This is a genomic window from Corynebacterium pyruviciproducens ATCC BAA-1742 (assembly GCF_000411375.1).
GTDB classification, from domain to species: domain Bacteria; phylum Actinomycetota; class Actinomycetes; order Mycobacteriales; family Mycobacteriaceae; genus Corynebacterium; species Corynebacterium pyruviciproducens.
In genome coordinates, this window is record NZ_KE150447.1 from 72,421 (window position 1) to 97,230 (window position 24,810).

Annotated in this window: 26 protein-coding genes; 9 read left to right on the forward strand and 17 right to left on the reverse strand. The window is 60.1% G+C overall.

The window, feature by feature from the left end:
• Positions 1–58 precede the first annotated feature (58 nt).
• The 3 genes from HMPREF1219_RS06825 to HMPREF1219_RS06835 are packed head-to-tail and all read left to right on the forward strand — an operon-like array spanning position 59 to position 2,449.
• Positions 59–958 carry a metal ABC transporter solute-binding protein, Zn/Mn family gene (locus HMPREF1219_RS06825; RefSeq protein ID WP_016458157.1) on the forward strand — a complete coding sequence of 300 codons (900 nt, stop codon included), beginning with the start codon at positions 59–61 and terminating at the stop codon, positions 956–958.
• Between the two features lies 1 nt (position 959).
• Positions 960–1,619, forward strand: a complete 660-nt coding sequence (locus tag HMPREF1219_RS06830; RefSeq protein ID WP_016458158.1) for a metal ABC transporter ATP-binding protein — start codon at positions 960–962, stop codon at positions 1,617–1,619.
• A complete protein-coding gene (locus tag HMPREF1219_RS06835) occupies positions 1,616–2,449 on the forward strand; it encodes a metal ABC transporter permease (protein ID WP_016458159.1) in 834 nt (277 codons plus the stop codon). The genes HMPREF1219_RS06830 and HMPREF1219_RS06835 overlap by 4 nt, the downstream gene beginning before the upstream one ends.
• A gap of 44 nt (positions 2,450–2,493) precedes the next feature.
• Here HMPREF1219_RS06835 and rlmB read toward each other — a convergent pair whose 3' ends face one another.
• Genes rlmB through HMPREF1219_RS06860 form a run of 5 tightly spaced genes read right to left on the reverse strand, consistent with a single transcriptional unit; the run spans position 2,494 to position 6,501 of the window.
• Complete coding sequence (gene rlmB / locus HMPREF1219_RS06840) at positions 2,494–3,387, reverse strand: 23S rRNA (guanosine(2251)-2'-O)-methyltransferase RlmB (protein ID WP_016458160.1); 894 nt, start codon at positions 3,385–3,387, stop codon at positions 2,494–2,496.
• On the reverse strand, positions 3,380–4,738 hold the full coding sequence (gene cysS / locus HMPREF1219_RS06845; protein ID WP_016458161.1) for a cysteine--tRNA ligase: 1,359 nt from the start codon (positions 4,736–4,738) through the stop codon (positions 3,380–3,382). Before cysS ends, rlmB begins: the two co-directional genes overlap by 8 nt.
• Before the next feature lie 10 nt (positions 4,739–4,748).
• Positions 4,749–5,216, reverse strand: a complete 468-nt coding sequence (ispF, locus tag HMPREF1219_RS06850) for a 2-C-methyl-D-erythritol 2,4-cyclodiphosphate synthase (protein WP_016458162.1) — start codon at positions 5,214–5,216, stop codon at positions 4,749–4,751.
• Positions 5,203–5,910 (reverse strand): 2-C-methyl-D-erythritol 4-phosphate cytidylyltransferase, encoded by a 708-nt coding sequence (ispD, locus tag HMPREF1219_RS06855; protein WP_016458163.1) that lies wholly within the window; start codon positions 5,908–5,910, stop codon positions 5,203–5,205. The genes ispF and ispD overlap by 14 nt, the downstream gene beginning before the upstream one ends.
• 6 nt (positions 5,911–5,916) lie before the next feature.
• Positions 5,917–6,501, reverse strand: a complete 585-nt coding sequence (locus HMPREF1219_RS06860; protein ID WP_016458164.1) for a CarD family transcriptional regulator — start codon at positions 6,499–6,501, stop codon at positions 5,917–5,919.
• 187 nt (positions 6,502–6,688) lie between these two features.
• Between HMPREF1219_RS06860 and HMPREF1219_RS06865 the strand changes: the two genes are divergently transcribed.
• From HMPREF1219_RS06865 to HMPREF1219_RS06875, 3 genes are all read left to right on the forward strand, one after another.
• A complete protein-coding gene (locus HMPREF1219_RS06865) occupies positions 6,689–7,192 on the forward strand; it encodes a hypothetical protein (protein ID WP_016458165.1) in 504 nt (167 codons plus the stop codon).
• Positions 7,193–7,340: 148 nt separating this feature from the next.
• Positions 7,341–8,717: a DNA repair protein RadA gene (radA, locus tag HMPREF1219_RS06870; RefSeq protein ID WP_016458166.1), complete on the forward strand. Its 1,377-nt coding sequence runs from the start codon at positions 7,341–7,343 to the stop codon at positions 8,715–8,717.
• Between the two features lie 210 nt (positions 8,718–8,927).
• Positions 8,928–9,494, forward strand: a complete 567-nt coding sequence (locus tag HMPREF1219_RS06875; RefSeq protein WP_016458167.1) for a hypothetical protein — start codon at positions 8,928–8,930, stop codon at positions 9,492–9,494.
• Here HMPREF1219_RS06875 and HMPREF1219_RS06880 read toward each other — a convergent pair.
• Positions 9,481–10,152, reverse strand: a complete 672-nt coding sequence (locus HMPREF1219_RS06880; protein WP_016458168.1) for a hypothetical protein — start codon at positions 10,150–10,152, stop codon at positions 9,481–9,483. The genes HMPREF1219_RS06875 and HMPREF1219_RS06880 overlap by 14 nt on opposite strands.
• A gap of 57 nt (positions 10,153–10,209) precedes the next feature.
• The gene (locus HMPREF1219_RS06885) at positions 10,210–10,794 is read right to left on the reverse strand and encodes a carbonic anhydrase (protein ID WP_016458169.1); all 585 of its coding nucleotides are present in this window, start codon (positions 10,792–10,794) and stop codon (positions 10,210–10,212) included.
• Positions 10,795–10,818: 24 nt separating this feature from the next.
• Here HMPREF1219_RS06885 and HMPREF1219_RS06890 point away from each other — a divergent pair, with 24 nt between their 5' ends.
• Positions 10,819–11,664, forward strand: coding sequence for an HhH-GPD family protein (locus tag HMPREF1219_RS06890; RefSeq protein WP_016458170.1), 846 nt, complete (start codon positions 10,819–10,821; stop codon positions 11,662–11,664).
• A 4-nt stretch (positions 11,665–11,668) separates the two neighbouring features.
• Here HMPREF1219_RS06890 and HMPREF1219_RS12520 read toward each other — a convergent pair whose 3' ends face one another.
• The gene (locus tag HMPREF1219_RS12520) at positions 11,669–11,842 is read right to left on the reverse strand and encodes a DUF4236 domain-containing protein (RefSeq protein ID WP_016458171.1); all 174 of its coding nucleotides are present in this window, start codon (positions 11,840–11,842) and stop codon (positions 11,669–11,671) included.
• A 10-nt stretch (positions 11,843–11,852) separates the two neighbouring features.
• Entirely contained in the window at positions 11,853–12,278 is a 426-nt protein-coding gene (locus HMPREF1219_RS06895; protein WP_016458172.1) for a pyrimidine dimer DNA glycosylase/endonuclease V, read from the reverse strand.
• Positions 12,279–12,521: 243 nt separating this feature from the next.
• Between HMPREF1219_RS06895 and HMPREF1219_RS06900 the strand changes: the two genes are divergently transcribed.
• Positions 12,522–12,770, forward strand: coding sequence for a ribbon-helix-helix domain-containing protein (locus HMPREF1219_RS06900; protein ID WP_016458173.1), 249 nt, complete (start codon positions 12,522–12,524; stop codon positions 12,768–12,770).
• A 62-nt stretch (positions 12,771–12,832) separates the two neighbouring features.
• The gene (locus HMPREF1219_RS06905) at positions 12,833–13,045 is read left to right on the forward strand and encodes a toxin (RefSeq protein WP_425387094.1); all 213 of its coding nucleotides are present in this window, start codon (positions 12,833–12,835) and stop codon (positions 13,043–13,045) included.
• Between the two features lie 170 nt (positions 13,046–13,215).
• On the opposite strand, the gene HMPREF1219_RS06910 is transcribed toward HMPREF1219_RS06905, so the two are convergent.
• From HMPREF1219_RS06910 to HMPREF1219_RS06945, 8 genes are all read right to left on the reverse strand, one after another.
• Positions 13,216–14,337, reverse strand: coding sequence for a Wadjet anti-phage system protein JetD domain-containing protein (locus tag HMPREF1219_RS06910; protein WP_016458175.1), 1,122 nt, complete (start codon positions 14,335–14,337; stop codon positions 13,216–13,218).
• Positions 14,330–17,683 (reverse strand): ATP-binding protein, encoded by a 3,354-nt coding sequence (locus HMPREF1219_RS06915; protein WP_016458176.1) that lies wholly within the window; start codon positions 17,681–17,683, stop codon positions 14,330–14,332. Before HMPREF1219_RS06915 ends, HMPREF1219_RS06910 begins: the two co-directional genes overlap by 8 nt.
• Positions 17,676–18,278, reverse strand: coding sequence for a DUF4194 domain-containing protein (locus HMPREF1219_RS06920; protein ID WP_016458177.1), 603 nt, complete (start codon positions 18,276–18,278; stop codon positions 17,676–17,678). Before HMPREF1219_RS06920 ends, HMPREF1219_RS06915 begins: the two co-directional genes overlap by 8 nt.
• Positions 18,271–19,776 (reverse strand): DUF3375 domain-containing protein, encoded by a 1,506-nt coding sequence (locus HMPREF1219_RS06925; RefSeq protein ID WP_156823260.1) that lies wholly within the window; start codon positions 19,774–19,776, stop codon positions 18,271–18,273. Before HMPREF1219_RS06925 ends, HMPREF1219_RS06920 begins: the two co-directional genes overlap by 8 nt.
• A gap of 251 nt (positions 19,777–20,027) precedes the next feature.
• Positions 20,028–20,309: a hypothetical protein gene (locus tag HMPREF1219_RS06930; RefSeq protein WP_245554424.1), complete on the reverse strand. Its 282-nt coding sequence runs from the start codon at positions 20,307–20,309 to the stop codon at positions 20,028–20,030.
• Positions 20,310–20,408: 99 nt separating this feature from the next.
• Positions 20,409–23,351, reverse strand: a complete 2,943-nt coding sequence (locus tag HMPREF1219_RS06935; protein WP_016458180.1) for a DNA methyltransferase — start codon at positions 23,349–23,351, stop codon at positions 20,409–20,411.
• A gap of 165 nt (positions 23,352–23,516) precedes the next feature.
• On the reverse strand, positions 23,517–24,041 hold the full coding sequence (ahpD, locus tag HMPREF1219_RS06940) for an alkylhydroperoxidase, AhpD family (protein ID WP_016458181.1): 525 nt from the start codon (positions 24,039–24,041) through the stop codon (positions 23,517–23,519).
• A 4-nt stretch (positions 24,042–24,045) separates the two neighbouring features.
• On the reverse strand, positions 24,046–24,642 hold the full coding sequence (locus HMPREF1219_RS06945) for a peroxiredoxin (protein WP_016458182.1): 597 nt from the start codon (positions 24,640–24,642) through the stop codon (positions 24,046–24,048).
• Positions 24,643–24,810 lie beyond the last annotated feature (168 nt).

A 24,810-nucleotide genomic window follows, 5' to 3' on the forward strand; every position in this document is an offset into this window, starting at 1 on the left:
GTGCCACGGGGACTCCTCTCAAGTTGACACCCGTTTTCAATCTCTTATCATAGCCAACATGAAACGCTTTCCAATAGTATGTGCGGCGGCAGCGCTCGCACTCGCCGGCTGCTCCGCCACCAATGACACCACGGAAACACCAGACGCGCACATCGACATCGTCGCCACCACCTCCGTGTGGGCCGATGTCGCCTCCGCCGTCGCCGGCAACGACGCCACAGTCACACCCATTATCTCAAAGGGAGACGTCGACCCCCACTCCTTCGAGCCCGTCGCCGGGGACATGGCCAAGCTCGAACGCGCCGACATCATCGTCGCCAACGGCGGCGGGTACGACGCGTGGGCATACGCCAACCTCGACGAGGAGAAGAAAGACGCGGTGGTGTCCCCGCTGCCGCTCACCCCCCACGAAGAGGAAACCGACGGTGACCAGCACGGGAACGAAAATTCTGAGCACCACCACGAGCACGGCTCCGAGCACGTGTGGTACGACACCCACGCCATCGAAGAAGTCATTGGCAAGGTGGCCGACAAGATCACCGAACTCGGCGGCACCGCCACCGTGGACGAGGCCAACGCCAAGGCCGAAGCCCTGGAAAAGAAGGTGCAGGAACTACCGGCAGGCACCGTCATGCAAACTGAACCGATCGCGGACTCCATCATCGAGGACTCGGCCCTCACCGACGCCACCCCGCAGGCCTTCCGCGAAGCCACCCTCAAGGAATCCGAGCCCTCCGCGGCAGCCTTGGACGACTTCCTCACCACACTCAAGGGCGGCGGCATCGATGTCCTCATCTTCAACCCGTCGACGGCAACGGACACCACCAAGAGAATCCGTGCGGCGGCTGAAGAAGCAAACGTTAAGATAGTGGAAATCGCGGAGGTTCCGCCCACGGACACGAACTTCCTCGACTACTTTGATTCCCGCCTCACCGAACTGAAGGAAGCACTCTCGTAACGTGCATGTTTGCCTAACCCACGCCACCGCCGGCCCCCTGTGGCACGACCTCAGCCTCGAGGTCCACCCCGGCGAATTCATCGCCATCCTCGGCCCCAACGGCGTGGGAAAGTCCACGCTCGTGCGCGTCCTCCTCGGCCAGCAACGCCTCACCGGCGGCTCCTGCACCTGCGATGCGCGGGTGGGCTATATCCCCCAGCAGCAGATGTTCCCCCGCGACCTGCCGCTGCGCGGCAAGGACCTGGTGAACCTCTCCGCCAAGCGGGGGCAGGCAGAAAAATACCTCGCCCAGGTGGGAGCATCTCACCTGGCCAACCTGCGCGTCGGCACCATGAGCGGCGGGCAGCAACAACTCATCAGGCAGGCGCAGGCCTTCGCGCAGGAACCAGAGCTCATCCTCGCCGACGAACCGCTTCTCTCCCTCGACGCCGAGGCGCAACGAGCGAGCGTGGACAGACTCGTGAGCCACCCGGCAGCCATCGTCATGGTCACCCACGCCGTCGCCCCCATCATCGACCACGTCGACCGGATCCTCTACATCGGCCCACACGGGCACGCCCTCGGCACCCCCGCCGAGGTACTCACCAGCGACACACTCACCCGCCTCAACGGCCACCGTGTTGACGTCACAACCATCGGAGGCAGGCTCGTTATCGCATGATTTCTCAAACACTTGACCTGCTCAGCGTAGGATTCGTGCAAACAGGTTTGGTCGCCGCCGCCATTCTCGGCCTCATGAGTGGCATCATCGCGCCCCTCATCGTCATGCGGCGCATGAGCTTCGCCGTCCACGGCACAAGCGAACTGGCACTCATGGGTGCCTCCGCCGCGCTCCTCCTCGGCTTCAATGTCAATGCCGGGGCCGTCATCGGCTCCATCCTCGCCGCCATTCTGCTGGCGCTTTTCGACGATTCATCGTCCCACCACGACAGCGTCGTCGGCGTCATCATGAGCTTCGGGCTCGGCTTGTCGGTGCTGTTCATCTACCTGTACCCGGGGAATTCGAAGGCGGCCTTCTCCCTCCTCACCGGGCAGATTGTGGGCGTGAGCAGCAACTCTACGTGGATTTTGGGGGCGATTGCGGTGGTGGTGATCGGGACAGTGCTCGTCTTATTCCGGCAGCTACTGTTCACCACCGTCGACCCCGTCATGGCAGCGGCCACGGGGCTCAACCTCAAGGGCTACTCGGTGCTCTTCGCCATCATCGTGGGGCTCACGGCCGCGCAGTCGGTGCAGATCGTCGGGGCGCTGCTCGTCATGGCGCTCCTCATCACGCCGGGGGCGGCGGCGTGCGCGGTGACGAGCAACCCGTACGTCACCGTGGCGCTGTCCACCGTGTTCGCGCTCACGGCGGCCGTGGGCGGGTTCGTCCTGTCGCTGGCACCGGGGCTGCCGGTGAGCGTGTTCGTCACCACCGTAAGCTTCGTCATCTACCTCGTGTGCAGGCTGATCGGCTGGCAACAAAAGAAAGCGCTCGCCAAGGCTGAATAGCTCAAGGCGAGCGCTGCTCCGGCGAGTTCGCCGGAGCCCACGGTTTAGTCGCCGGAGGTGGCGTTGCGGCGCTGGCGGGCGAACTCGGCAAGGACCACACCGGCGGCGACGGAGGCGTTGAGGGACTCCACCCAGTTCTCCATGGGGATCGTCACGATCGTGTCACACGTCTCCTTGACCAATCGGGAAATGCCCTTGCCCTCACTGCCGACGACGATGACCACAGGGCCGGTGCCGTCGTAGGAATCGTGGGTGTGCTCCCCGCCGGCATCAAGTCCGATGGCCTGGTAGCCGGCCTCCTGGAACTGCTTGAGGGCGCGGGTCATGTTAGTCACCTTGGCCACCGGGACGCGGGCCGCAGTTCCGGCGGAGCTGCGCCACGTGACGGCCGTGACGGAGGCGGAACGACGCTCGGGGATGACAACGCCATCAGCACCAAAGGCCGCCACGGAACGGATGACGGCGCCGAGGTTGCGGGGGTCGGTAATGTTATCGAGGAACACGACCATGCCGTCGTGGGTGATGAGGTCTTCCAGATCCGCGTAGTGATACTCGGGGATCTGCAGGCCGATGCCCTGGTGGAGCCCGTTGCCCGTCATCTCGTCGAGCTTTTGCTTGGACACCTCGACGATGGGGATGGAGCGCGACTTGGCGATGCCGACGCACTCCACGAGGCGCTCATCTGCCTTGGTGCCAAGCGCGACGAACATCGCCACGGCGGGCACCTTGGCGTGTAGGCACTCCACCACGGGATTGCGGCCGACAACCAGTTCATCGGACATATTTGGCTTGTAGTGGCGGCCGGAATCGGAGCGCTTCTTCGCCTCAGCCTGCTTGTGGGCCTTATGGTAGACGCGGTCGACGGCCTTGGGGGTGGGGCCCTTGCCGCGCAGACCGCGGCGACGCTGGCCGCCGGAGCCCTTGATCTTCTTAACCATTGATAACCTTCCAGGTCGTGCCGTCGGCGCCATCCTTTAATTCGATTCCGGCGGCGGTGAGTTCGTCGCGCACGGCATCGGCCGTGGCCCAGTCCTTATCCTCGCGGGCCTTGTGGCGACGCTCCAATTGAACCTCGACGAGCTTAGCCAACGCGTCGGAAGAATCCGAATCGGCGCTCTTCGCCCACGTCTCGGACTGTGGGTCGACGCCGAGGATCGCCGTCATGGCGCGGACCTGGCCGGCGAGCTCATAGGCCTTGTCCGGGTGGGCGTTGCCCTCACGGACGGTGGTGTGGACAACGGCGAGGGCGGCGGGGACGGAGAGATCGTCGTCAAGCGCGTTGACAAACGCGGCGGGGAGAGTGCCGGGGCTGACCGGGCCCTGACCGTTGACAAAATCCTCGATGCGGCGGTAACCGGCAGCTGCCTCGTGGAGTGCCTTCTCCGAGTACTCGAGCATGGAACGGTAGTGGGCGGAGCCGAGGTAGTAGCGCAGCTCCACCGGGCGCACAAGCTCCACCACGTTGGGCACGGAAAGCACGTTGCCCAGCGACTTGCTCATCTTCTCGCCGGACATAGTCACCCAGCCGTTGTGCATCCAGTACCGGGCGAACTTGTCGCCGGCGGCCGTGGCCTGGGCGATCTCGTTCTCGTGGTGCGGGAACTTGAGGTCCAGCCCGCCGCAGTGGATATCAAACTCGCTGCCCAGGTACTTGGTGGACATCGCCGTGCACTCGATGTGCCAGCCGGGGCGGCCCGAACCCCACGGGGTGGGCCAGCTCGGCTCGCCTGGCTTGGCGGCCTTCCACAGGGTGAAATCGCGCGGGTCCCGCTTGCCGGTGCCCTGGGATTCGCCCTGGTCCAACTCGTCGATCTTCTGGCCGGACAGCTCCCCGTAGCCTTCGATGGTGGCGGGGGTGGCGTACACGTTGCCGTCGGCCGCGTAACCGTGGCCGTTATCGATGATGCGCTGCATGTACTCGATGATCTCGGTGATGTGGCCGGTGGCGCGCGGCTCGATGGATGGCGGGGTGACACCGAGGATGCGGTACGCCTCCTGGAAGGCGCGCTCGTGCGTGGCGGCCCACTCCCACCAGGGACGACCGTTTTCCTTCGCCTTGGTGAGGATCTTGTCATCAATATTGGTCACGTTGCGTACAAAGGCCGTATCCAGCCCCTTGGCCTCCAGCCAGTTCCGCAAAATGTCAAAGGCCACACCGCTGCGGACGTGCCCGATGTGCGGGATCGATTGAACGGTGGCACCACACAGGTACACCGAGGCGTGCCCGGGGCGGACCGGGACGAAATCCTGAAGCGTGCGTGTTTTGGAATCAAATATGCGGAAAGTCACGCACCACAGTCTAGTAGACGAGCGCCGTGGCTACCGCAGCTCGTCCCTCACCGGAGCCGGTAAAACCCATCTTGTCCGTCGTGGTGGCGGAGATAGACACCGGGCAGCCGAGGATCTCCTCAATCTTTTGTTCTGCCTCGGCCCGGCGCGGGCCCATCTTGGGTGACTGGCCGACGAGCTGACAGGCGACGTTACCGAGGGTGAACCCCTCCTGCTCGAGCTTTGCTCGAGCAGCCTGAAGCAGGGCCGCACCGGAGATGCCCTTCGTCTCCGGGAGGTCGACTCCAACAAACGAGCCGAGGTCTCCTAAGTGGGAGGCGGAGAGGAGGGCGTCGACAAGCGCATGAGCAACGAGATCCCCGTCGGAATGGCCCTCACAGCCGTCGGCATCCGGGAAGTGGAGGCAGGCGATCATGCAGGGCTTACCGGGCTCGATGCGGTGTGCGTCCACGCCGATGCCGGTTCTAGGAAGTTTCACTGGGCACCTCAAATACTGTCTCCTCCGCCTCGCCCGCGATGTGCTCGGCGAGCAGGAGGTCGATGGGAGTGGTGATCTTGAATGCCATCGGGTCGCCGGCGACCGTGGTCACCGTGTGGCCCGCGTGCTCCATGATGGAGGCATCGTCGGTGGCATCGAAGGGGTGGGCGAAAAACTCGCGGTTAGCCTCGCGCAAGGCGCGCAGATCAAAGCCCTGCGGGGTCTGCACCGCCCTCAGGCTCGCCCGGTCCGGGGTTGCCTTGACCACGTTATCCTCAACCACCTTGATCGTGTCCGCTACGGGGACCGTGGGGATGACGGCCTCGTGGCCCTCGAGCACGGCGCGGGAAACGCGGGCGAAGAGCCCCGGCGGGGTGAGCGCGCGGGCGGCGTCGTGGATGAGGACCACCCCATCCGCATCGGGGATCGCGCGCAGACCGGCGGCCACCGAATCGAAGCGTTCCTTGCCGCCGTGGACAAAGGTCACCTCGTGGCCCGCGAGGACCTTACGGGCGTGGGCCTCCATATCGGGGTGGACGACAACGAAGATGCCGTCTGCAATCTCGGCGGTCTCAATGGCCGTGACGGACCGCTCCATGAGCGTGCGCCCCCGCAGGGTGACGTACGCCTTGGGCAGGTCGGCACCGAGACGGGTGCCCTTGCCCGCGGCGGCGACGAGTGCGAAAACCCTCATCGGGGCTTACTCGTCGTCGAAATCGATATCGTCGAGGTCGATGTCCAGCTCTTCGTCCTCGCCCAGCTCGGCCTTCGGCTTGGGGGCGCGGACCTCACGCTGACGGGTGACCTCTTCGGTAATGCGGGCCTCAAAGTCGTCGGCAAGCTTATCGTCCACGGGACCGGCAAGCGCAAGCTCACCCACCAGGATCTGCCGGGCCTTGGCCAACATGCGCTTCTCACCGGCGGACAAGCCCCGGTCCTGATCGCGACGCCACAGGTCACGGACGACCTCGGCAACCTTATTCACATCGCCGGACGCGAGGCGCTCCTGGTTGGCCTTGTACCGCCGGGACCAGTTGCCGGCCTCCTCCACGTCCGTCTCGCGGAGCATCCCAAAGACCTTCTCCAGGCCTTCCTTGCCCACGACATCACGCACGCCGACGTACTCAGCGTTGGCGACGGGGACACGAACAACGAGGTCAGAGTGCAGAATCTTCAAAACCAGGAAATCAGTCATCTCCCCCTTGTGCTCGCGCTGCTCGGTCTTTTGCACCTCAGCAGCACCGTGGTGCGGGTAGACAACAATATCCCCGACGTTGAATTCCATAGCCTCTCCTCCAAATATTGCTAGCTCCCCGGCATTTTACCAGATCCTTCATTACACCCTTTTGTACGACGATGTCACCTATTCGATTGCCCCCGCTATCCCCTACCTGGTAGGTAAAGCCTGCACGAAAAGATTAAGGTGAGTGGGTAGACGATTATAAAGAACTTCTCAGTTGGAGGATACTTTAGTGAAGACCCGCTCCGCTCTTGCCATCGCAGTGATTGGCGCTGCATCCCTCGGCCTCACCGCCTGTGGCGCAGGCCAAATTTCCCAAACCGCTGACCAGGTCGCAGCTGTCGACGGGGCTTCCGGGCAGACCGAAGACACCGCTGTGAACGTCCGCGATGTCACCATTCTGGTCACCGATTCCAGCCAGGCCTCCCTCAAGTTCACTGCGGTGAACGACGAAAAGGTCGGCGGCGAGGCAGTCAACCTCAACAGCGTCACGGTTGACGGCACCCCCGTCCAGCTGGCAGCCAACCCGAACATCGGTTCCGGCTGCAGCCTCATTGTCAACACCCCGCGTCAAAACGAGGTCCAGCCCTCCGCCGATCGTGCCCACATGTGCGCCGAGTACGGCATCGCCACCATCGCGGATCCGGGCGCAGTCCCCGGCCAGCAGCGCGAGGTGACCTTCTCCTTCTCCAACGGCGACGTCACCGTCAACGCCCCGGTGTCGAAGGAACTCTAAATACACCTCCTTTTCGATCAAGCACCCCGCCGAATCGTTCGCGGGGTGCTTTTTCGCGCGCCCACGGTCGGCGGATTCCAGCGCCGCCCCCGTGGATGCCACCGCTGTGCACTACAGTGTAAAAAGACAAGGAAGGGGAACCACAGCCGTGGCAAGGAAACAGAAGAGCGTGCACGTGTGCACCGAGTGCGGATACTCCACGCCGAAGTGGCTGGGGCGCTGCCCCGAGTGCGGCGCGTGGGGCACGCTGGAAGAACAGGCCGTGGCATCCACGTCCGCCGGCTCGGCGGGCCGCGGTGCCGCCCGTACCATCCAGGCGCTCACCCCCACCTCCCCCGCCCAGCCGATCACCACGGTGCGCGGCGCGACGGCGAAGGCCGTACCCACCGGCATCGGGGAGCTCGACCGGGTCTTGGGCTCAGGGATTGTCAAGGGCTCCGTGGTGCTCCTCGCCGGCGAGCCCGGAGTGGGCAAGTCCACCCTGCTGCTCGAGGTCGCCAGCCGCTGGGCTTCGCTCGGCCGCACCGCCCTCTACGTCACCGCCGAGGAATCCGCAGGCCAGGTGCGCATGCGCGCGGAACGCACGGGCGCGCTGCACGATACTCTCTTCCTCGCCGCCGAATCCAACCTCGACGTGGTGGCAGGCCACGTGAACCAGGTCAAGCCCTCGCTCGTCATCGTCGACTCGGTGCAGACGATGCACGCCCCCGGCGTGGAGGGCGTCGCCGGTGGCGTGGCGCAATCCCGCGCCGTCACCGCGCAGCTCACCGCGCTTGCCAAAACCACCGGGATTCCGCTGCTTCTCGTCGGCCACGTGACCAAGGACGGCAACGTCGCCGGCCCCCGCGTGCTCGAACACCTCGTGGACGTTGTCCTCAACTTTGAGGGCGACACCAACTCCAACCTCAGAATGCTGCGCGGCATTAAGAACCGGTTCGGCGCCACCGACGAGGTCGGCTGCTTTGAGCAGCAATCCGACGGCATCAAGGAGGTGGAAGACCCCAGTGGCCTGTTCCTCTCCCACCGCGACCAGACCCCGGACGGCACCGCCGTCACCGTCGCCATGGACGGGGTGCGCCCCATGCTCGCTGAGGTGCAGGCCCTCATGGTGGAGACGCAGACCAAGAACCCGCGCCGCCAGGTCACCGGCTTGGACTACAACCGCGTTCCCATGGTGCTCGCCGTGCTGCAGTCCCGCGCGGGCGTGAAAACCTCCGACAAGGATGCCTACGTGGCAACCGTCGGCGGCATGAAGATCAAGGAGCCCGCCACCGACCTCGCCGTTGCGCTCGCCACCGCCTCCGCCATGAAGAAGACGAGCCTACCTCCCAAGCTCGTGGTCCTCGGCGAGGTGGGTCTCGCCGGCGAGATCCGCCGCATCCCCAACGTGTCCCGCCGCCTCCAGGAGGCCGCCCGCCTCGGCTACGAGATGGCGATCATCCCCGCAGGCGACCGCCCCCGCGTCACAGGCATGCGGATCAAGCAGGTGGCAACGCTCACCGAGGCGCTGAAGATCCTGCGTTAGAGCGCTGCGCGCCAAACCCGGCGTACCAAAACCCGGCGTACCAAAACTGGGCACTGAACCAGGTAGCAAACTTGCCCACCTGCGGGAATAAAAACCGCACACGCGTTCAGTGCCCAGCGCCAAGCCCCAGCACCAAACCCCAGCCACACAAAACCCCAGCACCAAAGCCGCTTCCCCCACTCACTCCCCCGCCCCGTTACAGTTACACCTATGAAGAAGATGCAACTCCCCACCTACATGGAGAAAACCGATGCTCACCTGGGCGGTGCCCCAGAAAACAGCGAGACGTACATTTTCCACGAGGAGCACTTCGAGGGTTTCGCCGTCTTCAGCCCGCTTGCCGCTAACGACGTTCTCCCCACGGACCTTCACACGCTTATCCCCCGTGTGCAGGCAGAACTCCCAGAAAACGGGGCCCTTATTTACGCCTCCCCCGGCTACACGGCGGGCAACACCCGGTGCGTGGCCGTCATCGCGAAGCTGAAAAACGAGGAGACGCAGGGCACCGATTACATGCTCACCATCCAACTCCTGGATGAGGAAATGATGGAGCTGCAGGCGTTATTCTCGGAGATAGGAGACGTGGGCTACCGAGATAAGGCCATGTACGCCAACACCGGGTTTGACAACGTTACCCCGTGGACGGAGGATCCGTACACGGGGGAAACAGGAGGTTTTGCGTTGAGCCGCGGGGAGCAGATTCAGTATGACATGCTTTTCCCGGAGCACCCGCTGACTAAGGCGCGGGAGTTCATGTGGGTGGTTACCGGATATTAAAGGTCCACGCGTCGGAGTGGTTGTCACCCACGAGGGCGTGCAGGTAGTAGCTGCCCGCGGCGACGGGCTGCCGGTTATCGCACTTGTCCGGCGCGGAGCCGGTGCGTGACCACGGGATCTCGTACTTGCGGTCCTCGCCCTTCTTAAAGGTCTCGGTGCCGGTGCCCACGGAGTCGCTGCAGTCAATGTCGCTCCACACGCGCTCGTTGGTGGCGAGGTTGTACACCTCAAAGGCGATGGTGTTCTTGTTGAGGTCGATCTCGCAGTCCGCACCGGTGGGGTTGTGCACGGTGGCGTAGAAGCGTGGCTTCTGGTCGCCGGTGTAGTTCAGCTGGTCGCTGGTGGCGGTGATTTCCAGGTCTTTGAGCTCGCAGGTTTTCTTGTTCGCCGCCGCGTTGGTGGTGGTGGTTGTTGGGCTTGTCGACGCTCCGCTGGTCGGCGTTGTCGTCTCCGTCACGGTGGTGGCGGTGGAGGTCTGCGTGGTGGTTTCCGCGCTCGTGGTCACCTCGGAGGTGGCCGCCGGGTTTGCGGTGTCTTTCGGCCCACCGAGTGCCCTGAATAGCAGCACGATGAGGGCGATGACGACGATCAGGATCACCACGGCGGCGACTCGGCGGCGGGTGTAGATGACGTCCGGCAGGGGCCTCTTGTTGCTCATGGTGTCTACCTTATGCGGTTATCACCCCTGCCCTGCGCTTATCGGGCCCCGCGTGTCCTACACCAGGCGGGTGACCAGGCCGCCAAGCTCATACCGAGCACCTAGCACCGCACAGCTGTCATTTTCGGTGGCTTCCTTGATCTTCGAGCATTCCGCAAGGATCTGGTTCACGGTCTCTTTCACGTGCCGTTCCTCCATATCTTTCCGCGTCGCCTTGCCCTCGCCACTGGAGAGAATGGCGGCGGGGGCGATGTTTTCCACAAGGAAGCGCTGGTAAGAATCCGGAATCCCGTTGCCGTCGAGCGCCGCCTTGGTGGCACCCACCGCGCCGCAGGATTCGTGGCCAAGCACCACCAGAACGTCAACGCCGAGCCCCACGACGGCGAATTCCAGCGATGCGAGCACCGCGGTGTCCACGGTGTGACCGGCGGTGCGGACCACGAAGACGTCGCCAAGCCCCTGGTCGAACAGCAGCTCCACGGGCACACGCGAATCGCCGCAGGCAAACACGCAGGCGAACGGCTTTTGGCCCGCCTTCAGCTCCTCTCTCCTGGCCGCGTCGCGATGCGGTCCTTCAACCGCACCGTCCACGAATCGTTTGTTTCCTTCGACGAGCTTCAACCATGCTTCATTGGGTGTCATACTCCTATTGTTACAGTTGGTTGCATGGAATTCGACCCTTCACCCCTTAATTCGTGGTACCGCGAGAATGGCCGTTCCCTGCCGTGGCGCGAGCCCGGCACGAGCCCGTGGGCGGTGCTCGTCAGCGAGGTGATGAGTCAGCAAACCCCGGTGAACCGCGTCATCCCCGCCTGGAAGATGTGGATGGAGAAGTGGCCCACCCCAAAGGACTTGGCACAAGCCGATACCGCCGACGTGCTCCGCGCGTGGGGCCGACTTGGTTATCCCCGGCGCGCGCTGCGCCTCCAGGAGGCCGCACGCAAGCTCGCAGGCTCGCCGTTTCCCCGGGAAGTGGATGAACTTCTCACGCTCCCGGGAATCGGTGATTACACCGCCCGGGCCGTGGCGAGCTTCGCGTTCGGGCAGTCGGTGCCCGTGGTGGATGTCAACGTCCGGCGCGTCCACTACCGGCTTTTCGACGCCCTTTTCCTCACCCCACCTGCCAAAAAGTCCGACCTCAACCGCATCCCCGCCCCCTCCCCCGAGCTTTCCGTCGCCCTCATGGAGCTCGGCGCGCTCGTGTGCACTGCAACAAACCCCACGTGTGACGAGTGCCCGCTCCAGCCGCAATGTGCCTGGGTAGAAGCGGGAAAACCCATGCCCAGCGAGGAGGAGATGCACCAAAAGAAGAAGCGCGTGCAGAAATTCGAGGGCACCGACCGCCAGGTCCGCGGCAAGATCATGGCACTCCTTCGCGACACCGACGAGCCCCTGACTAGCATCGACACCGCCTGGCCCGATGCCGCACAGCGCTCCCGGGCGCTCTACAGCCTCCTCGAAGATGGCCTCGCCGAACAGCTGCCCGACGGACGATTCAGCCTCCCGCGCTAGGAAACTACTTCTTCCAGCGACCCCGGTAGTTCATGCCGCCGGGCAGGTTGATGTAGAACCCGCCGCGCGAGTTGAAGGTAATGGGACCAACGCGCTTGGAAAAGGACGCGCCCGAACCGGAGATGTTGATCCAGCTATCTTTGCCAGTCTTCTTCCGCTGGCGATAATTCAAACCCATGGCTGGTATTTTATCCCGTCACTTCCCACGGGGCTATACCGCCACTCACAACCACGAAGAGGAAATGGGCCGTGGGCTGGGGCGCTCGCACAAATTCTGGGGATCTAAGAGCCAGCTTCGCACCCAGGTGCTCCCACTCGTAGGCAAGCTGCCCATCTGTAACCGGAATCTTTTCCACCGCGCCAGCATCGGGGACGAGGATCTTGGTGGCATCGAAATTGTAGCCGCGCGCCGTCGCCTCTTTCTGTACCCCACCAAGGTAGCAGCCGATGGCGGCCAGCGGGTCCGGGTGCTCCTTAAACCGGATGAGCTGTGGATGGTTGCGGTAACCCCGAGTCTGTCCCGCCAGCACTTTCTGCGCGAGGAGTGCCTCCCGCCAGCAAGCGAGCAAACCCTGCCTATCAAGGTGCACGGGGTGAAGGGACCACAAACGCATGGGGCCATGGTAACAGCGATTCCCCACCCTACAGGCACAGTCTCCGGCCAGAATTTTCACACTAACGCTGGTCACAGTAGTTTTCCACTGCAAGGACAAGCGCTCGCACATCCCTTGAGCGTCGAAGGCTCATCAGGTAAAGAGCAACCACACACCCTTACTTCCCTCCTTTCCCCCACAAATACATTTCTCCGACCGAACAAGTAATAGACAGTTTTCCGCTTTTCGTAATACAATAAAAACATGTCTGAGACCATCAACGGTTCGCCTGTGACCGAAGAAGAAATTGATAAATGGGCCGCAGAGGCTGAAATCGGCTACGACGTCGATGCCCTTATCAAACGCGGACGAGGGCGCCCCGGGCGCGGTGCCGCCCCAAGCCAAGTGGTCGCAGTGCGCTTCACACCCGAAGAAATTGAAGCCATCGATATCCGAGCGAAGAAGCTTGGCGTGACCCGTTCTGAACTAATACGCGAAGCTGTTCTGGCGTGACAATCTCTCTCCACTCTTCCGCCAGGAAGCATGCCGTGCGTCAGAACTTGACCGATGACGACATTCTCTACGCCACCGCCTGGCCACAGTGGATTGAACCCTTGGACGAAGAAGACCCACATCGGGAACTGCGGCTGGGATTCGACCCCAATGGTCGACTGCTTGAAATCGTCGTTCTCATTTTCGACAGCGGCAACGAATTGGTTATCCATGCGATGAAAGCGAGGCAGCAATACTTACGTCTACTCAGAAATCCACCTCTCTATCCCAAATAAAGTCCGGACTTTAACCCCTCACATCTTCTGATTCGAGCCCCCAGCCCAGCCGTACATCACACTCCACACAGAGTAACGCTAATCTTTGTTTTTCCGAAGCCTCGAGTTTCCCGCCACCACTTGGGGCCATATTAACCGCTTGAGACAAAAACCAACTACACATTTCCGAGCTACCGCAGGTCACGGAAGCCTTCCATTGCAAGGTTCAGGCGATCACAGACCCACGGGTACCCGATCCGCTCCTGCTCGATGCGGGCGCACGTACCGGCGGAGTGCTCGCGGAGGAACTCAAACGTCGCTAGCTCGTCGGAGGTGAGCAACTGGCTTGGCGCAGTGGTAGGTTGGGGTTCCTCCACGGCAAAGGGCAGGTGTTCACGCGCCGTGTCCAGGTCCATGAGGACGGAACGCGCCTGGGGGAGGTGGGCCCGCACGCGGGCGAGCATGGCGAACCCGGCGCTATCGAGGTCGCTCCAGTACAACACAGGGGTATTCGCCCCAATGAAGTCGAGTTTGTCCGTCACGGAGAATCCACCACCGTAGACGGCAAGGGTGCGGGGCAGGGAGGGCAAGGCAATGAACGTGGTGTAGTTTTCCACCACGATGACAAGCTCAAAGCCTGCGGGGACGCGCTCTAAATCATCGCTTTCCACCGAGAGGTGACGGACACCACCGAGAACAGGCACAGCCTCGTCAAGGCTCTTGAGCTCCACCATCGTTGGGCGCGGGCGGAAAGTTGGCTTTCCAACAATGGCTGATACTAGCCCGCCGTGTTTCTCCAACCACTTGGTGTCTACACCCGGAATCGGCAGCTCACGCTGAAAGTAGTCAGACGCATCATGGACCTGCAGCCACCGCACCACACCGTTGAACTGGGTGACTGTGAGATCGGCCCAGTCTTCCCAGGAACTCACCTTGCGGGCGAGAATGGGGATGGCATCTGGGATTCCAGTGCCACAGGCAATCGCGCTGGCAATCTCGTTCAGGTGCCGCCAGTGAGCAGTTTTCCCGGCCAGTCGGGCTGCCTTGTCAGCGCTGGCGATATCCAACCGGAAGGGAACCGAGTACGTACCGTAGAGCCCCAGCCGCTTGTCCACGTACGTCGGCTCCGCCCAATGCGCATCCCAACCGGCTTTCCACTCGCGGAAAGCCGCGCCACCGTCTGCCTCGACGTCCTTCACCGTCGGCGGCTGCAGGTTAAGCGAAAGCGGCGAGAAATCACCAGCCAACCAGGATTGAAAGTTGTTGTTATAAAACGTGAGCGCGCGTTTACGGGCCCAGGCAACATCACGCAAGGGGCTCAGCCTCCTCGATGGTGAGGGACGATGTGGTTGATGTGCGCCGATCCTTGCACTCCACCATGAGGACACCGCCGATGTAATCCTCCACCGGTTGCAGTAGCTTTTCCGGCGTAGCGAGGATCATGTGGAAACCAAACTGATCGAAGACCTCCATTGACGTGCGGGTGAAGTCCGCGTCGGCACGGTCGAACGCCTCATCTAGGATGATCGTGCCGTAACGTGGATAAACTTTGCCATCCACCTCGACGCGGGACTTGCGCGCCTTGCTTGCGGATTCCCCCATCCCGGTAAGACGGAAGCGGAGGGCCGCCGCGAGGCAGAAGCTGGAGAGCTTTTGTGCCTGCCCGCCGGAGAGGCCTTCGGCGGAGTCATACACCGCGCCACGGTTGCCAGTCGCATCAACCTCAACACCATAAAACGCCACATGGAAACGCGTATCGAGCCGCATCTTCCGCTGGTTGGCGGTGGTGCGGTCGGACACGACGATGTGATCGATGACGGCGGACAGGGCCTCGAAACGTTCCTGCGCGCGGGACTCATCGTTTTCCAGGGTGCCATCAACTGCGCGGGCGAGCTTGTCCGAAAAGTCCCGGGCCAAGGCCGTCATTGATTCACGGACCTCGATCCTGAGGGTGCGCCCGGGGTAGAAATCCACCACGGCAAGCGACTGGTTGAGCTTGTCTATCTCGGTGCGGATGGCTTTCGCAGCTGAGGTGATCTCCTTGCGGAGCCGCTGCAGATGGTGGTTGGTATCCCCAAAGAGCTTCTTGCGGAAGTTACTTTCAAAGGCAGGCAAATCATCTCTTTCCAAACGGTCTAGTTCCGTGAGAAAATCGCCCACCGCAACCATTTCCGCCACGAGGTCACCCTGGCGCTCCGGCCACCGAACCAGGTAGCGGTCCATAGCGTCGCGAATGTTTGTTTCGGTGGAAGCGCACCGATCTACTGCCTGTTTTCGCTCCTTGTTGATCTGATTCTCGGCATCGCGAGTGATCTGGTCGATGTTGTCGCGACGAACGGAGTGGGAGAAACTTAGAAGTCTAGCCTTCACGCGACTTTCCACCTCAGGACTTAATGGTTCCAAGCCCTCGAGTGCGATGCGAAGCAACTTTATCTGATCTGAGGCAACCTTCACGTCCTTGCGCGCCACGCCGATTTTCTCGGTAAGTGCCTCCTTCTCCTTTTCTGCTTTCTTCTTCTCCGCGTGAACCGACCGCAGCTCACTTTCCAATCGGGCGAGCTCCTTGTTGGAATCGACGAGTCGATCGAGGTCCCCCTGCGCGGTGTCAAGGTTTTTCTGCGCGCCGGCTTCATCGATCTCGGTGAAGCTTTCGGTTTCCAGCACACGCTTGGCGCTGGCCATCTGCTCGGCCTCGCGAGCTTCCTTTTCCTGCAGCTGATTTCTCGCGCTCTCCTCCGCCTCCAGCTTGGTGCGGGTGCGCTTTTGGCGCTCGATGAGAAGCTCGATGCGCTCCTCGTTATTCTCGTACAGCACCCAGCGGGAGCGGTCGTCGATACGGGAACGATCGTCCTTGACGTGCCGCTGCTTATCATGGATCTGGCCAGCCATCGTCACCGCACGGTCGGCGCGACGGAATTCCTCTGCGTTCTCCGCACACAGGTGATCGAACCCCGAGGACAGGCGATACTGGATCCACCCCTCAAAACGACCGGGCTCGACGATGATCTTGGAACCCAATGTTCGTGCTGTAAATCGCGACGGGGAGTACCCTTCCAGCACGGTGTCGAAATGAATGTAGGTGAGCTTGGTTCCCAGGTGCGTGGCATCCACCGCGCGGACGACCTCACCGTAGTATTCGTCGGGAACAAGCAACGTGCGAGCAAATCCACCCATGACACGCTCTGCAGCAGGCTGCCACCTCACCTCGGCGGGATCGATGTGGATTAGATCGGCGACGAAGGGCAACGCTTTCTCATCGATCCCCGTGATGTCACAGATCAGCCTGCGCGCCGCGAGGAGACGCGCATCCATGGATGAGGCGTATTTTTGCGCGGTGTCTAGCTCCTTCTTGGTCTGCTCGAGTGTCTTTCTAAGTTCGAGCAGCCGCGAAAGTATTTCATCGTAGCGCTTGGCGTTGGTAGCTTTGTGGTCTGTTAGGACGGCAATTTCGTCTTGCAATTGGCCACGCAGGTTGATGAAATCCTCGTTATTCGCGGGCCGCACCGTGGTGAGATCCGAGAGGAAGGCGTGGAATTGCGCCGAGTTCTTTTGTACTCGCCCCAGCTCTGCCTTCAGTTCCTTCACCCGGAGTTTCGCCTGCGCGATTCCTGCACCCTGCTGCCCGTTGATAGCCAAGTTGAGTCCCTGTTCCCGGGCACCTAGTTCCTCTATGCGGTTCTTCACCTGCGCGAGTGTGGAGGTGGCTTCATCGAAGATGGATTGGCTTTCTTGCAAAGCAGACTGCTCGAATTGCAGCCGGCGCTTGGCGGTGTAGGTGGGAATGGCAGCGAACTCTAGATTGAGAGCGTCGATGGTAGCGAGAAGCTCGTCGCGCTTTGCCGCGTTTGCTCGGAGCGGACGCAAGGCCTCGATCTGCTCGCGGGCCTTCACCACGGTGGCGTAGGCGGTTTTGAGTTGCACGAAGTTCTCGGCTGCCGAATCGGCGATACCGAAGGTGGGTGGCTCCGGCAGCATGAATTCGCGGATGAGCTGGTTGAGGTCCCCTAGCGTTTTGGCCGATTGGGTGCGGTGCAGGAGCTCGAGAGCCTTATCGTCGGCGATTCCCAGCTGCCTTCGCAGCGCCGCGGTGAACGGAGCGTGGTTGCGGTTCATGGCAATGCACTCGGGGAACAGTTTCTTCGCTGTCGCCTCCTGTGCCTGGTCGTGGCCCAGTGGTTCGCACTCCTTGAGGTCCACAAACCCGGGCAGGAGGAGGAAGCGGTTCTTGATGTCTGCGGGCGTGGCCACTTTGGCAGACAGGCACATGATGCGGATTGCCGTGAACTCCGTGCCGTTAGCGTCGCTGAAGTGCAGACCCACGCCACTCCAGATGGCACCGGGGCGCAGGTAGGAGCGGGTAACATCATCGAGTTCTGCATCGTGTTCCTTTTGCCATGCGCCACGACAATAGGTGACGAGGTCGCGGCCGGATTTCTTCCCGGATTCGGTTGCTGCGGCGTTGAAACGGGGACGTCCGGAGGGACCTAGGATGGTGCTCACTGCGTCGATAAGCGTGGACTTGCCGGAACCAGAGGGACCAAAGACGAGGAACCCCTCGCGGGCAACGTGGACCGTGTGGAGGCCGCTGAAGGTGCCCCAATTGTGCACCTGGAGGGTGGTGAGGCGCAATTGACCTGGGACGATCGGCTGTTTACTCATCGGTATCCTCTAGCATTTCTTCGAAGCTCCTCGTGACGGCCTTGATCTCGTCGCTGGAGAACACGACGCGCAACACCTGCGACACCTCGAAGCGGTTGGGCGTAGGTGTGGGCACCACGACTTTTGATTTCACCAGGTTATTCCAGGCAGAATCGAAATTCCTTGCCTGTTTGGTGTGGTCGGTGCCCTGCGCTGTTTGGTAGGGCGCGGTGGCCTCGAACACCTCGGTCTTATCGACGATCGTTCGCTCGTTGGGGTTCGCCTTTGCTAGCTGCCTGCGCAGGTGGAGAATCGTGATGGTCTCCACAAAGTTGAGTGGCTTCGCGCGCAGGAGCTTGCGCATTCCTTCCAGATCTGTGTCCCACACCTTGGTGTAGGCGATGCCCGCCGTGTCATCCACGATGAGCGTGAGAAACAGGTTGTCCAGCTGAGAGGCTATTTCTTTGCGGGACTCGCTGATTACGTGAAAATCCTCCGCGTCTGCGGAATTGGACGCGGAGACAAACGGCCCCTTGATGAGCTTCACCAGCGCCCGACGCTGCGCCAGGGTGAGAGTGCCCGTGTCAAAATCGCTGAGCTTGGTATCGTCAGCCATGGCTTCCTCCAAAAATGCGGGAACGGTACGTATCTGAAATCTGATCGGTGAAAACGCACCGATTTAGGCGGGCTTGCCTCGCTTTGCCGGTGCCGGACTTCCACCGAACAAGCTCGGTTCCATTGGCACGCTCCCCGTGGCGCGCGCCCAGCTTGATGAGCCCCACCACGCTGGCGAGGCCTTGCGTAGCGGGACGAGCCTCGAGCACCTCCCCGATGGTCGCAACACCGCGCTCCCCCACCACGGCGTTGACGTTAGCGGTGAGCTCCTGCCAATCAATCTCCGTCTCTCGGATACGCGCGAGCAGAGCCTCCACGTCGATGGACCCGGACTCGGCCGTGACAAGGTCCTCCTCGATCCGATAATCTGCCGGGTCATACAGCTGCCACGAGGAGATCGACTGCGGTTGCCGGGCCGTGAGCTCCAGCTCCACACCGATTCTCGCGCTGCCGGCGATGCCCTGTTTACCCACTTTCATGGCGAGCGTCTGCGCCTCGTTGATGGCGGTGATGAGCGCCTGCTGTGACTCTGCCTCCCGCGACTGCACGAACCTGCGCAGGGAACGTGACAACCCAGTCATCGAGTCATGTACCTGGCCGGAAGATTCATCGAGGGTGCGCATGAGCCCACGCAGCTCCTCACGTTCTTCCATAGACAACCTGGCCGCAAAATCACGGGACATGATGGCATCGATGACCGCGTCAATCTGCGCGGAACGCTCGCTATTGAGGAACACCTCGTAGAACCCGCGGAAGGCGCGACCTGCTTCCGAATCCTCGATGAGGTCCACCCCACGGAACACACTGTTCAGCACATCACCAGCGTTGACTTCAGATTCCACGATGGATTCCCGCAGCTCGCTATCCACCTTCTCCACGTCGGTGCGCATACGCGCGAAGTCCGTGGGCAGTCCCCGTGCCAGGGTCAAGACTTCCCGCGCCCGTTCCAGCGCCTCGTTCTCAGAAGCGACGGTGACGCCGCGCTCCCTGATGGTGGCGATGCGGGCATCGATTCTTTCCCGTTGCGCCTCCAGGCGGGCGATCGCAGCTTGCTCGTCGGGGTCGGTATCCGCAGCGAGATCGGTGAGGCTGGAGTACACAATCCCCAGCCGTGAGCCCGTGACCACCCGCTGTGGCTCGACAAGTTCCTCCACGTACTCAAGGGCGACGTGCGCGTCGGAGGAGAGCTCGTAAAATTCTTCCGTCTCGCCCTGCGGGCTGCGTCGCACGAGGTAGCCGGCCTTCACCCAGTCGCCCACATAGGCTGCGGCTGATTTGGGAAGTTCCATCTTCGTCTGTTCGCGGATCTCCACCAGCATGGAATCGACCTGCATCAAAAGCTCACTTCCCGCCAACGTGCGGTTATCGCCATGGAACGCCTCTTCGAGCACCGCAAGTATCGCCGGCGCGTTGGTTGCCGCCAGCAGCGACCAGGCCGGGGATTCTTCCCGCACCCGCCCCAGCGTCAAAGCATCGGCCACCGCCATCACACGACTCATGATTTCAACTTAGCAAGACGTAGGCATGCAGGGAGCGGAGTTAAGAAAGACGAGCGCAACTCCCCTCCCATTATCTGATGAGATAATCCTGAAGAGCTAAACTCCGGCAACAAGTACATAGCCCAGTGATCACCACCAAATCATCACCCTGATTTAGCTACCAACCGGTCACACGAGAACTTACCACAGAGCTTAAGGGCTGATTTACCAATACCTAGCTTTCGACATCCGCTTTCCGGAGATGCAAACTGCTATAGAAGTTGGGATTCTGATTCTACTTCAATATCAATTTGATTCTTTTTAGCCTGATAACGGAGTTCAAGGTAAACAAGATCGGATATCTCCTTGATAATCTGGTCTTTCCTGTGGGCGCTTTCGAAGAACTTGTCCATGATTAGGCTCTGGGCGTCTTGATGGTCCAACACGGCGTTAGTGACAGCATTCTCGATTGTTTGCGACTCCCGGAATTGCTCCTTAGTGTTCGCCTTGACCTGATCCTGGATTTCATCGTTGTGCACAAGGATAGTGACCACGCCTTGCACCCACGAGTCCACGGAGCTCGGGTCAAAGTCTTCGGCTTCACATCCACCGCGAATATGTTAAAACAGCCGTACAAGGTGTGAGAACGGCTCCTAGGAGACCTTCTTGGCGTGGCGTGTTAGAAGCTCTGAGAGAATGAACTGTTCCGTTTCATCGTGTTCTAAACCGTCCAGTGCGAAGCCGTAACATTGCGCCACTGCGCTGTCGAGTTCGGAATGCGCTGCGAAGAGCTCCGGATACATCCATTCATCATCCGGGTCGTACATATCCGCAAGCGTCACGTCTTTGTAATTCTCACGCGCATTCAGAACCCGCTTTGCTGCCTCCTCCACGTCTTTTCGTTGCTTATCCGTAGCCTCGGGGAAGACAAAGTTGTTGTAGACAACTCCTGCAGAGTAGCGGTAATCGCTTTTCAGCCGCCCCGCGACCGCCCTCATCCACACGTTATGAATCTCCGAGTGCAGTACCCCAAAGAGGAACAACGACGCATTCGGGACAAGGAACACCAAATCCGAAGCGAAGGTTTCGGGCCCAATCATCCCCAAAGGAAGGTATCTCCTCCGCTCCGAAGAGACCTTGGGCACCACAATTGATTTTCCATCCGGCATAGTTTCAACTTGGAATCTCTGTGGCGTGCCTGCCAATTTCAACGTGGAAGTGCGCTTGCTCTGCGATCTAAAATCTCGCACAGCCCTTACTCGTTCCGCGATAAGTGGGTGAGCTTTTAGCTCAGCAGGGGACATTTCCCCCGTCCACAGAACCCATCTGTGATACCCGTGAAGGAATTCTTTGGAGCCAATCCACGGGTGGAAGTACTGCCTGGCCTCTGGATCGCGGGCAATAAATTCGTGAAACTCGTCATCAGTGAAAAGATAATTTCCACCGTCAATCGGCTGGCTCCCGATAACCATCTTGGGTACATCACAGATGGGCGTTTTGCGATTCCAGACGAAAGCATCAGGAGCATCAACGAGGTACGGATTGAGCCTCTGCTTGTATTGAACTTCCGGCGGAGAATCGGGGGTCGGGTAGTGATAGAGGACTTTTTGGGATTTTTGCTTTGAAAAACCGACGATCACGCAGAATACGTGTGCTTTGTCCGATGATTCGTTGACCCAACGGAACGTGTCATGGGCGAAGTCAATGTGGAATCCAAGGGAGATGATCGGTAACCAGATGTTGGCCACCTGTTCACCCTGGACGACGGAGTTTGTGGCGACGAAACCGATGCGGGTTTTGTGGTCACCAACGAACTGTGCAGCTTTAATAAACCATCCAGCAACGTAGTCAATGTTGCCTACGTTCTTTGTTCCCTTAGGAAAGACAGCCTTCAATTCAGCTTTTTGTTCTTTGGACTGGTTGCGTGCGCCGAGAAAAGGTGGATTGCCGATGATGTAATCGCAGTCACCAGCATTGATAATCTCCGACCACTCCTTGGTCAAAGCATTCCCCCGGTGGATATTCGCTGCGCCACGCAGAGGAAAATCGTCGGTAGCTTGATCAACCAATTCTTGTGTTTCGATATTTGCCTGAAGCTTGGCGATCCATAGAGCAGTAGTGGCTACAGAGACGGCAAAATCATTGATTTCCAGTCCATAGAACTGCCCCAAAGACACCTTGATCGGAGTAACGTTTTCGAACCCCAGAGAGATCTGGGAATCCTTTGCTAGCATCCCGATCACGCGGTTTTCCAGACGCCGTAGCGAAAGATACGTTTCAGTAAGAAAGTTACCCGAACCGCAGGCCGGATCGAAAAACGTGAGCGAGGAAAGCTTATTATGGTATTTTTTCAGCCGCCTTGTCTTTTTGAGCGGAGTCATCTCTGGATCCGTCAGGATCAATTCCAGCTCCTGCTTCAAACTGTCAAAGAAAAGAGGGTCGATAACCTTGTGGATGTTTTCTGGGCTCGTATAGTGCATCCCGCCCTTGGCACGGGTCTCCGGGTTTAGTGTGGACTCAAATACCCCACCAAAGATGGTTGGGGAGATTTTTGACCAGTCGGTGTCACGTGAGATCTCGTTTGCCAGTAAAGAGACAATGTCTTCAGTGAATTGCGGAATCTCAATGTCTTCCTCGCGGAATAATCCGCCGTTCACATAGGGGAACTGCGATAGCTCGTCCGAGATATATACATCACGATCATCATAGGGAGTATCCAGCACACGAAAGAGCTCGATCATCTTTCCCCGCACGTATTCAGTAGGTACCCCAGAGAGATAGCGGTACAACGAATCCTTACCAAAAAGTCCCGCATCTTCCGCGAATAAGCAAAATACGAGCCGAACACATAATACGTTGAGAGAGTGTCGACTACGTTCGCTCTCCGGATCTATGTATTGGGCAGACAAATTCCTGTACAGTTTGCCAACGAGTTCACCTGCATGCATGGAAACTTGCTGTTCTTTTGCCCTGCGGGCCTTTTGTCCGGTCACAATGAAATCTAGGAGATGAAACTGCTCTGGCAACTCTTCCAACGAAAACTCAACATAGTTCTCTGCTGACCGCTCTCGGTCTAGATCATGGATTCGGAAATGGGAGAAGTTCGAAACAATGATGTAGTCAGGCCGGTTCGAGTTCTTCATCTCATCTGCATATGCCTTAGCCTGTTCGAAAGGGGTTACCAAGCGCCCCTGGCGCATTTCTGGCTTATCCAGATTAACCCCCAGAGCCTTCTGCTCAATCAGCGTTTTCGCTGAAGGGATATGGGCATCGATAAAGCCTCCATTGCTCACCCGCTCTTCGAAATGCACCGCCGTGACGACATCTTCTAGACCTACTACCTGTGATAGGAGTTGAATCCAGAAGGAAGCTGTATCCCCTTTTTCATAGCCACGCCCTGACCACGTTGCTACAAATGACCGCGCGGCATCCGCGGGTTCCAGTCTTTGTTCAACTGTGCTCTTAACTTTGCTATTTCTGGTGGCTGCCATAGCGCTTATGGTACCGACCGTACCCACCGAACTACAGCGGAATTGAAAGATTTCGGCGACCACAAAGCGTCGACAAGCCTCAAAAGCTGCCCGAGCCACGGACATCAGTTTCTCAAATCCTCAACCCGACTGTGTACTTCCAATTGGCACGGTGCCGGAAATACACCGCAACAAGCTAACCCATCGCCAGCCCCGGGAAAAAGACAAATGAAAAAATTCCGGATCCCTCACTGGGATCCGGAATTTGTATGTTGCTATATGCCCTAAGGGTTACTTCGCAGACTCAATGAAGAGTGCTTGGGCAACGCCCTGGAGGGTGGCGGCCACCTTGACGGCCTCCCACACCTGGGCTTCTTTGAGGCCCTCCTCGCGCACGGTGTGCTCGTGGGCGGCGGTGCAGCGGCCGCAGCCGTTAATCACAGAGACGGCGATGTTCCACAGCTCAAAGTCAACCTTGTCCACGCCGGGCTTGGCCATGCCGTTTTGGCGAAGGCCCATGCGGATGGTGGCGTACTCGTCCGGGAGAAACTCCTGGGCGCGGTAGGCCACGTTGTTCATCCCCATGATGGAGGCGGACATGGAGGCGGCGTTCATAGCCTCCTCGGACAGGTGGTCCGCTGCTTCCTCGCGGATTTCCTTGAGCACCTGGGCGTTGCGCGTTGCCGCAGCGGCCGCCAGCATGGCACCCCACAGCTGCTGCTCGCTCAGCTCCTTCGAACGGGTCAACGAGCTGAGGTTCAGCTTGAGATCCTTCGCGTACTCGGGCAGCGCGTTCTTGAGGTTATCGATTGCCATTGTGTTACTTCAGCTCTTCCTTCAGCACATCCATCTTGTCAATGTTCTTGGTGGGATCGTTGGCCTCCCAGTTGCAGGCGCAGACCTCTTCGGACTGGAGGGCGTCGAGGACACGGAGAACCTCGTCGACGTTGCGGCCCACAGCGTCCGGGGTGGCGGATACGAACTGGATCACTCCGTCCGGATCAATAATGAAGGTTGCGCGGTCAGCAACACCGTCGGCGTTCTCCACACCGAGGGCCCTGATGAGCTCGTGCTTGATATCGGAGACCATGGGGAACGGGATGGACTTGAGGTCCTTGTGGGTGGCGCGCCACTGGAAGTGGGCGAACTCGTTATCGATGGAGCCACCGATGATCTGCGCGTCGCGGTCCTGGAACTCCTCATCCAGCTCACCGAAGGCTGCGATCTCGGTGGGGCAGACGAAGGTGAAGTCCTTAGGGTAGAAGAAGAATACAAGCCACTTTCCACGGAAGGAGTCGTTGGAAATCTCCTCAAAGTAATCCTCCGGCTTCTGGGCGTTGACGTCATGCAGGTCGCCACCCTTAAGCGCAGTGAGCTTGAACTCTGGGAACTTATCGCCGATGGTCAGAAGTGCCATGATTTGTCTCCTTTGTTAGAAACTAGACCTGCGGAGAGTGTTTTCTCCGCCACAACCCTTTATACACACAAATTTGACCACCGTCAAGAGGTAGCAGGTATTACTAATGTGCTTTTCATTGTTTTTAGCTATTTGTAAGGCGGTGCCCCAACCACCCGCCTGACTCAC